The 14,112-nt window shown below is 71.4% G+C and carries 17 protein-coding genes and 1 riboswitch; of the genes, 10 read left to right on the top strand and 7 right to left on the bottom strand.

Annotation, left to right across the window (positions count from 1 at the left end; translation table 11 throughout):
• Positions 1 to 173, bottom strand: a riboswitch (cyclic di-AMP (ydaO/yuaA leader).
• 339 nt (positions 174 to 512) lie between these two features.
• Together ACWF79_RS19680 and ACWF79_RS19675 are read right to left on the bottom strand one after the other, a co-directional pair.
• Positions 513 to 818 carry a hypothetical protein gene (locus ACWF79_RS19680; protein WP_453729376.1) on the bottom strand — a complete coding sequence of 102 codons (306 nt, stop codon included), beginning with the start codon at positions 816 to 818 and terminating at the stop codon, positions 513 to 515.
• A 7-nt stretch (positions 819 to 825) separates the two neighbouring features.
• Positions 826 to 1,449, bottom strand: coding sequence for an ATP-dependent Clp protease proteolytic subunit (locus ACWF79_RS19675; RefSeq protein ID WP_453729375.1), 624 nt, complete (start codon positions 1,447 to 1,449; stop codon positions 826 to 828).
• A 55-nt stretch (positions 1,450 to 1,504) separates the two neighbouring features.
• Between ACWF79_RS19675 and ACWF79_RS19670 the strand changes: the two genes are divergently transcribed.
• The 8 genes from ACWF79_RS19670 to ACWF79_RS19635 all read left to right on the top strand — a co-directional run bounded on the left by ACWF79_RS19670 (position 1,505) and on the right by ACWF79_RS19635 (position 8,302).
• Positions 1,505 to 1,789 carry a type II toxin-antitoxin system Phd/YefM family antitoxin gene (locus ACWF79_RS19670; RefSeq protein ID WP_453729374.1) on the top strand — a complete coding sequence of 95 codons (285 nt, stop codon included), beginning with the start codon at positions 1,505 to 1,507 and terminating at the stop codon, positions 1,787 to 1,789.
• Between the two features lie 269 nt (positions 1,790 to 2,058).
• Positions 2,059 to 2,361: an urease subunit gamma gene (locus ACWF79_RS19665; protein WP_453729373.1), complete on the top strand. Its 303-nt coding sequence runs from the start codon at positions 2,059 to 2,061 to the stop codon at positions 2,359 to 2,361.
• A gap of 16 nt (positions 2,362 to 2,377) precedes the next feature.
• The gene (locus tag ACWF79_RS19660; RefSeq protein ID WP_453729372.1) at positions 2,378 to 2,707 is read left to right on the top strand and encodes an urease subunit beta; all 330 of its coding nucleotides are present in this window, start codon (positions 2,378 to 2,380) and stop codon (positions 2,705 to 2,707) included.
• Positions 2,700 to 4,421 (top strand): urease subunit alpha, encoded by a 1,722-nt coding sequence (locus tag ACWF79_RS19655; protein WP_453729371.1) that lies wholly within the window; start codon positions 2,700 to 2,702, stop codon positions 4,419 to 4,421. Before ACWF79_RS19660 ends, ACWF79_RS19655 begins: the two co-directional genes overlap by 8 nt.
• 7 nt (positions 4,422 to 4,428) lie before the next feature.
• Entirely contained in the window at positions 4,429 to 5,091 is a 663-nt protein-coding gene (locus tag ACWF79_RS19650; RefSeq protein WP_453729395.1) for an urease accessory protein UreF, read from the top strand.
• A 63-nt stretch (positions 5,092 to 5,154) separates the two neighbouring features.
• A complete protein-coding gene (ureG, locus tag ACWF79_RS19645; RefSeq protein ID WP_453729370.1) occupies positions 5,155 to 5,832 on the top strand; it encodes an urease accessory protein UreG in 678 nt (225 codons plus the stop codon).
• Complete coding sequence (locus tag ACWF79_RS19640; protein WP_453729369.1) at positions 5,829 to 6,593, top strand: urease accessory protein UreD; 765 nt, start codon at positions 5,829 to 5,831, stop codon at positions 6,591 to 6,593. The genes ureG and ACWF79_RS19640 overlap by 4 nt, the downstream gene beginning before the upstream one ends.
• A gap of 131 nt (positions 6,594 to 6,724) precedes the next feature.
• Positions 6,725 to 8,302 carry an alpha/beta hydrolase gene (locus ACWF79_RS19635; protein ID WP_453729368.1) on the top strand — a complete coding sequence of 526 codons (1,578 nt, stop codon included), beginning with the start codon at positions 6,725 to 6,727 and terminating at the stop codon, positions 8,300 to 8,302.
• Positions 8,303 to 8,362: 60 nt separating this feature from the next.
• Here the strand turns inward: ACWF79_RS19635 and ACWF79_RS19630 are convergent, their stop codons facing one another.
• Both ACWF79_RS19630 and ACWF79_RS19625 read right to left on the bottom strand, forming a co-directional pair.
• Positions 8,363 to 9,394: an NAD-dependent epimerase/dehydratase family protein gene (locus tag ACWF79_RS19630; RefSeq protein ID WP_453729367.1), complete on the bottom strand. Its 1,032-nt coding sequence runs from the start codon at positions 9,392 to 9,394 to the stop codon at positions 8,363 to 8,365.
• A gap of 64 nt (positions 9,395 to 9,458) precedes the next feature.
• A complete protein-coding gene (locus ACWF79_RS19625) occupies positions 9,459 to 10,190 on the bottom strand; it encodes a lysophospholipid acyltransferase family protein (RefSeq protein ID WP_453729366.1) in 732 nt (243 codons plus the stop codon).
• An 87-nt stretch (positions 10,191 to 10,277) separates the two neighbouring features.
• Here ACWF79_RS19625 and ACWF79_RS19620 point away from each other — a divergent pair, with 87 nt between their 5' ends.
• Complete coding sequence (locus tag ACWF79_RS19620) at positions 10,278 to 11,312, top strand: DUF3048 domain-containing protein (protein ID WP_453729365.1); 1,035 nt, start codon at positions 10,278 to 10,280, stop codon at positions 11,310 to 11,312.
• A 50-nt stretch (positions 11,313 to 11,362) separates the two neighbouring features.
• Positions 11,363 to 11,713 carry a PRC-barrel domain containing protein gene (locus tag ACWF79_RS19615; protein ID WP_453729364.1) on the top strand — a complete coding sequence of 117 codons (351 nt, stop codon included), beginning with the start codon at positions 11,363 to 11,365 and terminating at the stop codon, positions 11,711 to 11,713.
• 15 nt (positions 11,714 to 11,728) lie between these two features.
• Here the strand turns inward: ACWF79_RS19615 and ACWF79_RS19610 are convergent, their stop codons facing one another.
• The 3 genes from ACWF79_RS19610 to ACWF79_RS19600 form a co-directional block, all read right to left on the bottom strand.
• The gene (locus ACWF79_RS19610) at positions 11,729 to 11,926 is read right to left on the bottom strand and encodes a hypothetical protein (RefSeq protein ID WP_453729363.1); all 198 of its coding nucleotides are present in this window, start codon (positions 11,924 to 11,926) and stop codon (positions 11,729 to 11,731) included.
• An 81-nt stretch (positions 11,927 to 12,007) separates the two neighbouring features.
• A complete protein-coding gene (locus ACWF79_RS19605) occupies positions 12,008 to 12,958 on the bottom strand; it encodes a cytochrome c oxidase assembly protein (RefSeq protein ID WP_453729362.1) in 951 nt (316 codons plus the stop codon).
• A 117-nt stretch (positions 12,959 to 13,075) separates the two neighbouring features.
• A complete protein-coding gene (locus ACWF79_RS19600; protein ID WP_453729361.1) occupies positions 13,076 to 14,101 on the bottom strand; it encodes a 6-phosphofructokinase in 1,026 nt (341 codons plus the stop codon).
• Positions 14,102 to 14,112: the final 11 nt, after the last annotated feature.

Raw genomic sequence — 14,112 nt, 5'->3', positions numbered from 1 at the left:
CAACCCTTCGTCAGCCGCCTGTGAAGGATGACCTGTCGGGTTCGGACTGGCGAAGTTGCCCGGCCGCGGTCGCGGCTTCACCCCGAGGAACGGCCACACTGGCCGGCCGTCCCGTACTGCTCGGGTCCTCCACTCCTGCCGATCCACTCCTGTCGACCAGACATCCGGGACAGCGGCAGGACTCGGCGTCCGCCCGGACCGCCCCGCCGCGGTGGCGGGGGCTTGTCGTCGTGAGGGATCTTGACCCAGACCCAGGGTGAAATCCGAGCCGAAACGGCGTTATGTGAGGCTCCTCACGACTGATCCATTCGGGTGGACAGGCATGTTTCGTGATCGTCGCAGGTTTGGCCGACGAGTCCCGGACCAGGGGTGGAACGCCTGATTCCGCCAGATGTGTACACCTGTTGCGCAACTCACCCCGCGCATATGTCGATTCGTCGACTACGCCGAACGGGGGAGCGATTCTGCGCCTGTGCTGGTCCGAGTGGACCTCGACACGACACGACGGAATGTCAACTTGTCGGTGTCCCCGGGACAGTGACGCGATCGGATCTACGCTCGCCGTCCAACACCCGCAGCGCGCGGGCCAATGTCTCCGCGTGCACCTCGCTCTCCCCGCGCGCATGCATCGCCGTCAGTGCGTCGCGCAGCGCGTTCGCCCGCCCCACCAGGGCCTGAGCCGCGCGCAGCGCCCCATACGTATGCGATGCCCTGGATGGATTGATGCGACCCAGCAGGTCGACCACTTCGAGATAGGCGTCGATGAACTCGCCCTCGGCGCGCGTCAGGGCGGGCAGGGGCGGCAGCTCGGGAACCATCGGACGCTCACCTTCCCCCGGCGCCGCCCGACGCCCCACGGTTCTGAATCACGTGGTCCACCAGGCCGTACGCGGTGGCGGCCGGCGCGTCGAGGACGGTGATCCGGTCGATGTCGGCGTCGATCCGCTCGCGGGGCTGCCCGGTGTGCGTGACCAGCATCCCGGCCAGCATCGCGCGCAGCCGAATCAATTCCCGTGCCTGGATGTCGAGATCGCTCGGCTGCCCCTGCAACGGCTCGTCCGTCGCGGGCTGCTGGAGCACGACCCGGGCGCCGGGCAGCGCGAGCCGCTTGCCGGGCGCGCCGGCCGCGAGCAGCACGGCGGCGGTCGAGACGGCCTGCCCGAGGCACGTGGTCTCCACGTCGCAGGTGACGACCTGCATCGTGTCGTAGATCGCGGACATGGCGCTGATCGAGCCGCCGGGGGAGTTGATGTAGAGCGCGATGTCCCGGTCCGGATCGGCGTACTCCAGGTGCAGGAGCTGCGCGATGACGTCGTTGGCCGAGGTCTCGTCGATGGGGGTGCCGAGGAAGACGATCCGTTCCTCGAGCAGCTTGGAGTACGGGTCGAGGGTCCGGCTCCCGAAGCTGGTGCGCTCCGTGAACTCCGGCAGGACGTAGCGAGCGTGCATGACGGCGCCTCCTTGTAAAAAATGTACAGGACGTACAGGCCGTAAGATGAGGAGCATGGCCTACGAGATTCCGGTGACGCAAGCACGTGCAGAGCTCGCCGACCTGATCAACCGCGTGGTGTACGGCAACGAGCGGGTCGTCGTGACCCGGCACGGAAAGCCGCTCGTGGCGTTGGTGTCGGCCGCTGACCTGGCGAAACTCGAAGCGGATCACGAGGCCGCCGAGGAGCTGACGAGCAGCGCGGTCTCCGAGGTCCACCCGTTCCCGTCCGCTCCCGGTGAACAGGGCCGCTTCGGCATCGCGGCCCGCCACCGCGCCCCCGGCACCCCCGGGGCGTGAGAGAGCCGCGTGGCCCGCGGTCTCCCGACCACCGCGCCGTATACGACACGTCACCGCCGACCGGGTGGAGGTCGAGGTACTGCGGGGCGGTTTGCGCGGGCCGATGTCATGCGGTCGCAAAGTGAGAGTTAACGCGTAGGAAAAACTTCCGCTCTAACGTGCAATGTCTGGCCGGGCGGCCCATCACCGCAGCTCAACAGAGTGTTGACGGTCGGTAGGGTCCGCTGCTGTCCGGGCGTGTGCCCGGTGGACGAGTGTGAGGTGGAAGCGTGCAACTGTCGCCGCACGAGCAGGAACGCCTGCTCATCCATGTGGCCGCCGACGTGGCCCAGAAGCGCAGGGCGCGCGGTGTGAAGCTCAACCACCCCGAGGCCGTCGCCCTGATCACCACCCACATCCTGGAGGGCGCCCGCGACGGCCGCACCGTCGCGGAGCTCATGGCCTCCGGCCGCAAGGTCCTCACCCGCGACGAGGTCATGGCGGGGATCCCGGAGATGATCCACGACGTCCAGGTCGAGGCCACCTTCCCGGACGGCACCAAGCTCGTCACCGTCCATGACCCGATCGTGTGACGGGGGAGCGCCGCCGATGATTCCCGGAGAGATCCTTCTGGGTGAAGATCCTGTCGTCCTCAACGAGGGCCGGCCCGTCACCCGCCTCACCGTCCTCAACGCCGCCGACCGGCCCGTCCAGGTCGGCTCCCACTACCACTTCGCCGAGGCCAACCCCGGTCTCACCTTCGACCGCGCCGCCGCGCGCGGTCACCGCCTCCACATCGCGGCCGGTACGGCCGTGCGCTTCGAGCCCGGCATCCCGGTCGAGGTCGAACTCGTCCCCCTGGCGGGCCGCCGGATCGTCCCCGGCCTGCGCGGCGAGACGGCGGGCCCCCTCGACGCGACCGGAGGCGACCGTGCCTGAGCTGCATCGCGCCGTCTACGCCGACCTGTTCGGCCCCACCACCGGCGACCGCGTCCGGCTCGCCGACACCGACCTCGTCGTCGAGATCGAGGAGGACCGCTCCGGCGGCCCCGGCCGCGCGGGCGACGAAGCCGTCTTCGGCGGCGGCAAGGTCATCCGCGAGTCGATGGGCCAGGCCCGCACGACCCGGGCCGAAGGCGCGCCCGACACCGTGATCACCGGCGCCGTGATCATCGACCACTGGGGCGTGATCAAGGCCGACATCGGCATCCGTGACGGCCGGATCACCGGCATCGGCAAGGCCGGCAACCCCGACACCATGGACGGTGTCCACCCGGATCTGGTCATCGGACCGGAGACCGAGGTGATCGTGGGCAACGGCCGGATCGTCACCGCGGGCGGCATCGACACCCACATCCACTTCATCGCGCCGACCATCATCGACGAGGCCCTCGCCTCCGGCATCACCACCCTCGTCGGCGGCGGCACCGGCCCCGCCGAGGGCACCAAGGCGACCACCGTCACCCCCGGCCCCTGGCACCTCGCCGGGATGTTCGCGGCGCTCGAGAACTCCCCGGTCAACATCGGCCTGCTCGGCAAGGGCAACACGATGTCCCGCGACGCCATGTACTCCCAACTGCGAGGCGGCGCACTCGGGTTCAAGATCCACGAGGACTGGGGCGCGACCCCTGCCGTCATCGACGCGTGCCTGACCGTCTGCGACGAGACCGGCGCCCAACTCGCCATCCACACCGACACCTTGAACGAGGCGGGCTTCGTCGGCGACACCCTCGCCGCCATCGCGGGACGTACCATCCACGCGTACCACACCGAGGGCGCGGGCGGCGGGCACGCGCCGGACATCATCACCGTGGTGTCCGAGCCGTACGTCCTGCCCAGCTCCACCAACCCGACCCGGCCGCACACCATCAACACCATCGAGGAACACCTCGACATGCTGATGGTCTGCCACCACCTCAACCCGGCGGTCCCGGAGGACCTCGCCTTCGCCGAGTCCCGGATCCGGCCCTCCACCATCGCCGCCGAGGACGTCCTGCACGACCTCGGCGCCATCTCGATCATCTCCTCCGACTCCCAGGCCATGGGCCGCATCGGCGAAGTGATCATGCGCACCTGGCAGACCGCGCACGTGATGAAGAAGCGCCGAGGAGCGCTGCCAGGGGACGGCCGCGCCGACAACCACCGGGCGCGTCGCTATGTCGCCAAGTACACGATCAACCCGGCGGTGGCCCAGGGTCTCGACCACGAGATCGGTTCGGTCGAGACGGGCAAGCTCGCCGACCTGGTCCTGTGGGAGCCCGCGTTCTTCGGGGTGAAGCCGCTGGTCGTGCTGAAGGGCGGCCAGATCGCCTACGCGCAGATGGGCGACGCCAACGCCTCCATCCCCACACCGCAGCCGATCCTGCCGCGCCCGATGTTCGGGGCGCTCGGCAAGGCGCCGGCGACCAACTCCCTCAACTTCGTCACCCAGACGGCGATCGAGGACGACCTGCCCGAACGGCTGGGTCTCGACCGCCGGTTCGTCGCCATCAAGAACACCCGGCGGGTCACCAAGGCGGACATGCGGGAGAACGACGCCCTGCCCCGGGTCGAGGTCGACGCCGACACCTTCACGGTCACGATCGACGGCGACCCCGTCGACCCGGCCCCCGCCGAGGAACTACCCCTCGCCCAGCGTTACTTCCTCTTCTGACATGGGTGTGTACGCAGCAGCCCTGCTCGTTCTCGCCGACGGGCGCTTCCCCGCCGGCGGGCACGCCCACTCCGGAGGGGCCGAGGCCGCCGTCAAGGCCGGCCGGATCACGGACGCGGCGAGCCTCGCCGCGTTCTGCCGGGGCCGCCTGCACACCACCGGGCTCACCTCGGCGGGCCTCGCGGCGGCGGCCGCCCACGGCCACGACCCGTACGCACTCGACGCGGCCGCCGACGCCCGCACCCCCTCGCCCGCCCTGCGCGCGGCGGCGCGCAAACTCGGCCGGCAGATGATGCGCGCAGCGCGCGCGACCTGGCCCTGCCCCGAACTCGACGCGCTCGCCGCCGCGTTCCCGCGCGGGACGCACCAGCCGGTCGTCCTCGGCGTCACCGCCCGGGCGGCGGGGCTCGGCCCCGAGGACGCGGCGCACTGCGTCGCGTACGAGACGGTGAGCGGCCCGGCGACGGCGGCGGTACGGCTCCTCAGCCTGGACCCCTTCCAGGCGACGGCGGTCCTCGCCCGCCTGGCGCCGGAGATGGACGCGGTCGCCGAACGGGCGGCGGGCGCTGCGCGGCTGGGCCTCGACGCCCTCCCCGCCGCATCGGCCCCGTTGCTCGACATCACCGCCGAGCACCACGCGACCTGGCCGGTCCGGCTGTTCGCGTCGTGAACCACGGGCCCTTGTGCGGGCCGCACCCATATCCACAACCGTTGGACGACAAGGAGCCCCCCCATGCACCTCGACCACTCCCACGACCACGCCGGCGCCGTCTCCGCCGACGCGCACCGTCCCGACGGAACCCGACGCGCCCTGCGGATCGGCCTCGGGGGGCCCGTCGGGTCCGGCAAGACCGCGACCGTCGCCGCGCTCTGCCGGGAGCTGCGTGACCAGCTCTCGATCGCCGTCGTCACCAACGACATCTACACCCGGGAGGACGCCGAGTTCCTGCTCCGCAACGCCGTCCTGCCGCCCGAGCGCATCCAGGCCGTGGAGACCGGTGCCTGCCCGCACACCGCGATCCGCGACGACATCTCCGCCAACCTCGAGGCCGTGGAGGAGCTGGAGGACACGGTCGGCCCGCTCGACCTCATCCTCGTCGAGTCCGGCGGCGACAACCTGACCGCCACCTTCTCCAAGGGGCTGGTCGACGCCCAGATCTTCGTCATCGACGTGGCCGGCGGCGACGACATCCCGCGCAAGGGCGGCCCGGGCGTGACCACCGCCGATCTGCTCGTCGTCAACAAGACCGACCTCGCCCCGTACGTCGGCTCCGACCTGGAGCGGATGGCCCGCGACGCCAAGGAGCAGCGCGGCGACCTGCCCGTCGCCTTCACCTCGCTCACCGGCGAGCAGGGCGTGGCCCCCGTCGCCGACTGGGTCCGCGAGCGGCTCGCCGCCTGGTCCGCATGAGCCTGGCCCCCGCAACCGGGATCGTCGCCACCGCCCGGATCGTCGCCGCCGCCGACGGCGGGCTGCCGGTCCTCCTCAGCGACGGCCCCCTCGCCCTGCGCCGGACCCGCGCCGCCACCGGCCCGTACACGAGGGTCACCGTCGTCGGCGCGATGAGCGCGCCGCTCGGCGGCGACCAGCTCGCGATCGAGTCGGAGGTACGGGACGGGGCGCGGCTCCTGGTCGACTCGGCCGCCGCCACCGTCGCCCTGCCGGGCCGCGGCGCCGAACCCGCCACGTACGACGTGCGGTTGACGGTCGGCGACGACGCGGTGCTGCGCTGGCTGCCCGAACAGCTCGTCTGCGCCCACGGGTCCGCCCTCCGTATGCGCACCACCGTCGAACTCGCGCCCACCGCACGGCTCGTGCTCCGGGAGGAGCAGATCCTCGGCCGCCACGGCGAGGAGACCGGCACGCTCCTCTCCCGCCTGACCGTCCACCGCGCCGGTCGCCCCCTGCTCGACCAGGAGGTGGGGTACGGGCCCGGCGCCCTCGGCGGCTGGGACGGCGGAGCGGTCCTCGGCGGCCATCGCGCCACCGGCCAACTGCTCGTCGTGGACCCCGCGTTCGAGGAGAAGCCGGTGGAGGCACGGGTCCTCGCCGAGAACGCCGTCCTCGCCCCGCTCGCCGGGCCCGCCGCCCTGGTCACCGCCGTCGCCCCCGACGCGCTCCAGCTGCGCCGTGTCCTGGACGAGGCGCTCGGCCTCCTCGCGCCCGCGTGAGTTCACCGCTCAGCGGTACATCCGTATCCGGTTATTGGTTCGGCAAAGAAACGTCAGTGCGACTTACCGCGTGTGCCCCACGGACGAAAGGATCCCCCGGACAGACCGACACCTACAGGGGGAGGCATCACGTGAGACGCACGGCAGCGCTCGGCTCGGCGGGCACTCTGATAGCCGGCACGCTCATCGCGGGCGCGCTGGCCGCCCCGGCCGCCAACGCCGACCAGCGCCACCGGCCCGACGCGGAGGCGCGTGGCACGGCGGTCGCCGCCCAGCGCGCCGCCGACCAGGGCATCGACTGGCAGGACTGCCCGGCCGACTGGGGGCTCGAGAAGCCCATCCAGTGCGGCTGGGTCACCGTCCCGGTCGACTACGCCCGGCCGAACGGCAAGCAGATCAAGATCGCCGTCGACCGCATCGGCTCCACCGGCACCCCCGCCGAGCGTCAGGGCGCCCTGCTCTACAACCCCGGTGGCCCCGGCGGTTCCGGCCTGCGCTTCCCGCGCCGGGTCACCACGAAGAGCACGATCTGGGCGGGCGCCGCCAAGGCGTACGACTTCGTCGGCTTCGACCCGCGCGGCGTCGGCCACTCGGCCCCCATCTCCTGCGTCGACCCGGCCGAGTTCGTCAAGGGCCCCAAGCTCGACCCCGTCCCCGACAGCGAGGCCGACAAGCGCGCGCAGCGCAAGCTCGCCGCCGAGTACGCCGAGGGGTGCGCAGAGAAGAACGGCGACATCCTGCCGTACATCAACACCCGCAACACCGCCCGCGACCTCGACGTCATCCGGGCCGCGCTCGGCGAGAAGAAGCTCAACTTCGTCGGCGTCTCCTACGGCACCTACCTCGGCGCCGTCTACGGCACCCTCTTCCCGACGCACGTGGGCCGCATGGTGCTCGACAGCGTCGTCAACCCGTCGAAGCAGAAGATCTGGTACGAGGCCAACCTCGACCAGGACATCGCCTTCGAGGGCCGGCTCAAGGACTGGATGACCTGGGTCGCCCAGCACGACGCGACCTACCACCTCGGCGACACCTACGCCGAGGTCCGCGGCCAGTGGAACACGCTGCGCGCCGCCGCGAAGAAGAACCCCCTCGGCGGCAAGGTCGGCCCGGCCGAGCTCGTCGGCTTCTTCCAGAACGCGCCCTACTACGACTCCATGTGGGCCCCGGTCGCCAAGGCCTGGAGCGCGTACGCCGCCGGTGACCCGCAGCCGCTGATCGACTCGGCCGCCTCCGACCCCACCGACACGGCCGGCAACGCCGCCTCGGAGAACGGCAACGCCGTCTACACCGCGGTCGAGTGCGCGGACGCCCCGTGGCCGACCAGCTGGCGCAAGTGGGACCGGGACAACAGCCGGCTCCACGAGCGGTACCCGTTCATGACCTGGTCCAACGCCTGGATGAATCTGCCCTGCGCCACCTGGTCGACCCCGCGCCAGCAGCCGACCGAGGTCCGCACCGGCAAGGGCCTGCCGCCCGTGCTCATCACCCAGGCCGAGCGCGACGCCGCCACGCCGTACGCCGGAGCCGTCGAACTGCACAAGCGCTTCAAGGGCTCGCGCCTGATCACCGAGCGGGACGCCGGCTCGCACGGCATCACCAACCTCGCCAACCCGTGCCTGAACACCCGGGTGGAGGCCTACCTCCTCACCGGCGCGCTCGACAGCAGTGACGTGACGTGCGCACCGCACGCCACACCCAAGCCGTGACCACGGCATGACGGGGGAGGGGCAGGCCGACCGTGACGGACGGCCCGCCTCCACCGTGTGTCAACGCCCGGCGAGCCAGGCGTCCTCGGCCGCGTAGTCGAAGAAGTCCACCCCGTACTTCACCAGGCCGGGGAACGCCTCCCGCCACTCCTCCTCGGCCACCCGCCGCGCCAGATAGGCGACCGTCTCCGGCAGGGACTCGGCGTACGACACCACCGGCCGGTACCCGAGCTCACGCTCCGCCGCGCCCATGTCGAAGACGACCGGGTGGGGCGCGGTCCAGGGGGAGAGCCCCACCGTGCCCTCCGGCGGCCCCTCCATGAGCACCGTCTCGCTCTCCACGCCCATCACTGCGTCGATCGCCGCACCGATCTCCGCGACCGTCGGCGCCTGAGGATCACCGCCGTTGAGCACCCTGCTCCCCGGCTTCGCTGCCGCCAGCCGGACCAGCTCCCCGAGGTTGTCCACGTGCACCGGGTGGAACCGCGACCTGCCCTCGTACGAGAGGATCCGCACCGGTCGGCCGTCCAGCGCCCGCTTGACGAACCACAGCTCGCGGGGGCCCGGGCAGTACGGCCCGTGGATCGCGCCCGCCCGGAGCACCGTTGTCGGCAGCGCCGCGCCCGCCGCGAGCAACTCCCGTTCCAGCGCCACCTTCCGCGTGCCGTACGAACCCTCGCCGGGCGCGACCGTCCGCCACGACTCCGGGATCGGCACCGGGTACTGAGGGAAGCCGTCCGGCTCGTCCTGCGTGTCGAAGTTGCGGCCCCGGTCGTCCTCGTAGACCGCCCCGCTGGAGATCACCACCGCCGACCCGATCCGGTCGGCAAGCGCCGTCAACTGCCGTGCGTGGCCCGCGTGATAGCCGACGATGTCGACCAGCACGTCACAGCCGTCGCCGACCGTGGCGGCGAGCGCGCCCTCCTCCTCACGGTCGACCGCGACCGACCGGACCTCCGCCGGCCACTCCTCGCTCCGGCCGCCGCGCCGCGAGGCCGCCGTCACCTCCCAGCCGTCCGCGACGAGCGCCCGCACGGCCGCCCGCCCCACCTGTCCTGTTGCTCCCAGCACGCATGCCTGTCCTCGTCCCATGGGCGCGACGATACGGCGGCCGTGATCACCGGCCCAGGTTCTTACGCCGTGCGCGGATCCGCCGTCAGCGTCCCCGGCGCGGGAACTTTCCCGGCCCTCCGGTGTTCCGCGCCTTCGCCTCCTGCTCGGCGGCCTTCACCTTGGCCGCGTAGTCGTCGACGTACTCCTGCCCGGAGAGCGCGAGGATCTCGTACATGATCTCGTCCGTCACCGCGCGGACCGCCGCCTTCTCGCCCTCCAGGCCGGCGAAGCGGGAGAAGTCGAGCGGCGGGCCGAACCGGACGGTGACCCGCTTGATCCGGGGCACGACCTTGCCAGGGGGCTGGATCTCGAAGGTCCCCACCATCGCGCACGGGATCACCGGCACCCCGGCCGTGACGGCCATGACCGCCACCCCGACCTTGCCCTTGTAGAGCCGGCCGTCGTGCGAGCGGGTTCCCTCGGGATAGATGCCGAGCAGCTCGCCCTTGGCGAGGACCCCCAGCCCCTCGCGGATCGCCGCCTGGCCGGCCTCCTTGCCGGAGCGGTCGACCGGGATCTGCCCGGCGCTGCGGAAGAACGCGGCGGTCAGCCGGCCCTTGATGCCCGGCCCTGTGAAGTACTCCTGCTTGGCGAGGAAGGTGATCCGCCGCTTGAGGACGACCGGCATCAGGAAGTGGTCGGAGAACGACAGATGGTTGCCGGCGATGATCGCCGCGCCCTCCGCCGGGATGTGTTCCAGCCCCTCGATGCGCGGCCGGAACACCAGCCGCAGCCACGGCCCCAGCAGGACGTACTTCAGGACGTAATAGAACATCCGACGGCCCCCGTCTCGGTAGAGCGACGCTTATTTGTAACCACTCAGGCGAGCCTGGTCCACACTGGAGACGGAGAGTAGGTCCTGATGGCTGCCGAACGCCGACGCACACCGCGGCACAGACGGCCCGGCGCAGCCGTCACCGTGCTGCTGTGCGCGGTGATGACCGCCGGGTTGTACGGCTGCGCCGACTCCGATGCCCCGGAACCGACGCCGACGCCCACTCCGACGCCGACCCCGACGCCCACGCCGACCACCTCGGCCCCCACAGGCCGCTCGCCCTTCACGGGACTGCCGGCCCGCCCCGCCCCGGTCCTCGCCGTCAAGATCGACAACGTGCCGCCGGCCCGCCCGCACACCGGCCTCGGCGCGGCCGAGCTCGTCTACGTCGAGCAGGTCGAGGGCGGCCAGACCCGGCTGCTCGCCGTCTACTCCGCCGATCTACCGCAACGGATCGGACCGGTGCGCAGCGCCCGAGAGTCCGACATCGAGCTGCTCCGCCAGTTCGGCCGTCCGGCCCTCGCCTACTCCGGCTCCCAGAGCGCCCTGAAACCGCTCCTCAAGGCCGCCCCACTGCTCCCCCTGCCACCCGAGGACGCCCCCCGCGCCTACCTCCGCGACCGGGGCAGGGCCGCTCCCCACAACCTCTACGTTCTGCCCGCCCGCGCCCTGGCGGCCGCACCGGACGCGGAGAACGCCAAGGACATCGGCTTCCGCTTCGGCCCGGCCCCCGGGGGCGGCCAGGCGGTCAACGAACGGACCGTCCGCTTCCCGGCCTCCCGCTACACCTTCACCTGGTCTCCGGCGGACAAGGGCTGGCGGGTCGCGATGGACGGCCGGCCCGCCCGTACCACCGACGACGGCCAGGTCACGGCCTCGACGGTCGTGGTGCAGCACGTGACCATACGGTCCTCCCGCTTCCACGACGTGCTCGGCAGCGTCTCCCCGTACACCGAGACCGTCGGCAGCGGCACAGCCGTCGTGCTGCGCGACGGCCGCGCCCACGAAGCCCGCTGGAAGCGCCCCACCGCCACCAGCGGCACGGCCTTCACCACCCCGGCCGGCGAGCCCCTGAACTTCGCCCCCGGCCGCACCTGGGTCGTCCTCGCCCCGCGCGGATAGCCGGACCCTCGGCGGGTACGCGCGGGGCACGACGAGGGAGGAGGCGCGCCATGGGCGCCGACATCTGGGGCTACTCCGAGACCTCGGGCCACGTGCCCGGAACCCGGCTCATCGGATTCTCGGTCGAGGCCACCGACGGGGCCATCGGGAAGGTCGACCAGCACACCGAGGAGGTCGGCCGGTCCTACCTCGTCGTGGACACCGGGCCGTGGATCTTCGGCCGACGCGTCCTGCTGCCCGCCGGCCTGGTCGCGCAGGTCGACGCCGAGAACGAGACGGTACGTCTCTCCTGCGCACGGGGAGACGTCAAGGACGCGCCGGAGTTCGAGAGCGGCCGGCACGAGGACGACACGAACGTCATCAAGCTGATCGAGCAGTACTACAGCAACCGGCACATGTGACCGCCGGCCCCGCGCTCAGGGTTGAGGGCCTCCCCGGCGAGGCGCACCGACCGGCGCGGAGCTGTCGGCGGCCGCCATGCCGATGGTGACCACACCGAGCACCACCCAGCCGAACCAGAGCCAGCCGCTGCTGCCGAGCGCCACCGTGTACGCCGTCGTCAGCACCAGGGCCGCGACGGTGATCACGCTCATCGCCTTCGTGGGACCGGACATCTGTCCGCCCTCCTCCTGACGGGGCCGTCACGCTCATCGTGACCCCTGAAGCGGGCGAATGCTACTCCCGTGCGAGGACGACTAGCGGCCGCGTGCCTGGAGCGAGGCCAGATAGGCGTTGTACGCCTCCAGCTCCTTGTCCCCGTCACGGTCGGCGGCCCGGTCCTTGCGGACGGCCTGCCGCTGCTCGGAGTGGTACCACTGGTAGACCAGCGCGATCAGCACGAGCACCGACGGGATCTCACTGAACGCCCAGGCGATGCCGCCCGCCGCGTTCTGGTCGGCAAGCGCGTCGATCCCGAGCGAGGCCGGCGGGTTCGCGTACGCCTTGACCATCGGCTCGCTCGCCATCATCAGCGCGATGCCGAAGAAGGCGTGGAACGGCATGCCCGCGAAGAGCTCCAGCATCCGCATCACATAGCCCGGGCGGTGCGGCCCCGGGTCGACGCCCATGATCGGCCAGAAGAAGACCAGACCGACGGCGAGGAAGTGCACCATCATCGCGATGTGTCCGATCTTCGACCCCATCAGGGTGTCGAAGATCGGCGTGAAGTAGAAGCCGTACAGGCTCGCGATGAAGAGCGGGATCGTGAACGCGGGGTGCGTGACGATCCGCATGTAGCGGCTGTGCAGCAGCATCAGGAGCAGTTCACGCGGCCCCTTGTCGCCCCGGGGCGCGACGGGCAGCGCCCGCAGCGCCAGCGTCACCGGCGCGCCCAGCAGGAGCAGGATCGGCGAGAGCATCGAGATGACCATGTGCTGCACCATGTGCACGCTGAACATGACCATGCCGTAGGCGTTCAGCTTGGTGCACATCATCAGCGCGATGCTCAGGACACCCAGCGTGAAGAAGACGATCCGGCTCAGCGGCCAGGCGTCCCCGCGCCGGCGCAGCCGCGCCACGCCCCAGCCGTACACCGCGAGGCCCACCAGGCAGCCGACGAGGAAGAACGGGTCCGCCGAGAACTCAAGGCCACGCCCCAGCGTGAACGGCGGCAGATCCATCGTCATGCCGTGCCCGCTGTGATCCATCTGTGTACTCCTGGAGCCCGTTTCGCGCTTGTTGTCCGCACCAGACTAGAACCGCCCCCGTTCGCGGATGCGACCGGGGGCGGTTCGTGCTGTCGGTACGGCAGGGTGTACGGGCTGTCAGAGGACGGTCTCGGCCTCTGCGTAGCGCTCGGCGGGGACCGTCTTCAGGGTCTCCACGGCCTGGGCCAGCGGAACCATCTCGATCTCCGTGCCGCGCAGCGCGGTCAGCATGCCGAACTCGCCCCGGTGCGCCGCCTCCACCGCGTGCCAGCCGAAGCGGGTGGCGAGGACCCGGTCGTACGCGGTCGGCGTGCCGCCGCGCTGGACGTGACCGAGTATCACCGGCCGCGCCTCCTTGCCGAGCCGCCGCTCCAGCTCGACCGAGAGCTGGTTGGCGACGCCGGTGAAGCGCTCGTGCCCGTACTGGTCCTTGGCGCCGACCTCGAAGTTCATCGAGCCCTCGCGCGGCTTGGCGCCCTCGGCGACGACCACGATCGCGAAGCGCTTGCCGGCCTCGAAGCGCGCGCCGACCACGGCGGTCAGCTCGTCGATGTCGAAGGGGCGCTCGGGCACGACGATGGCGTGCGCGCCGGCGGCCATGCCGGAGTGCAGCGCGATCCAGCCCGTGTGCCGGCCCATGACCTCGACGATGAGGACGCGCTGGTGGGACTCGGCGGTGGTCTTCAGCCGGTCCAGGGCCTCGGTCGCCACGCCGACGGCGGTGTCGAAGCCGAAGGTGACGTCGGTCGAGGCGATGTCGTTGTCGATGGTCTTCGGCACGCCGACGATCGGCAGCCCGGCCTGCGAGAGCAGGTTGGCGGCCTTCAGCGTGCCCTCGCCGCCGATCGGGATGATCGCGTCGAGGCCCAGGTCGGAGACGTGACCGCGGGCGCGCTCGACGCCGTCGACCAGGTGGGCGGGCTGGACCCGGGAGGAGCCGAGGATGGTGCCGCCACGGGCGAGGATGCCGGCGACCGCGTCAAGGTCGAGCTTGCGGTAGTCGCATTCCAGGAGGCCCTTCCAGCCGTCGTGGAAGCCGATGACCTCGTCCCCGTGGTCGACGACGGCGCGGTGCACGACGGAACGGATGACGGCGTTCAGACCGGGGCAGTCGCCTCCGGAGGTGAGCACACCAATGCGCATAGCCCAAATAC

This window comes from Streptomyces sp. NPDC054975, from assembly GCF_053609105.1.
Note: the sequence above shows the minus strand (reverse complement) of the source record. Positions and strands in the feature narration are given on the sequence as shown.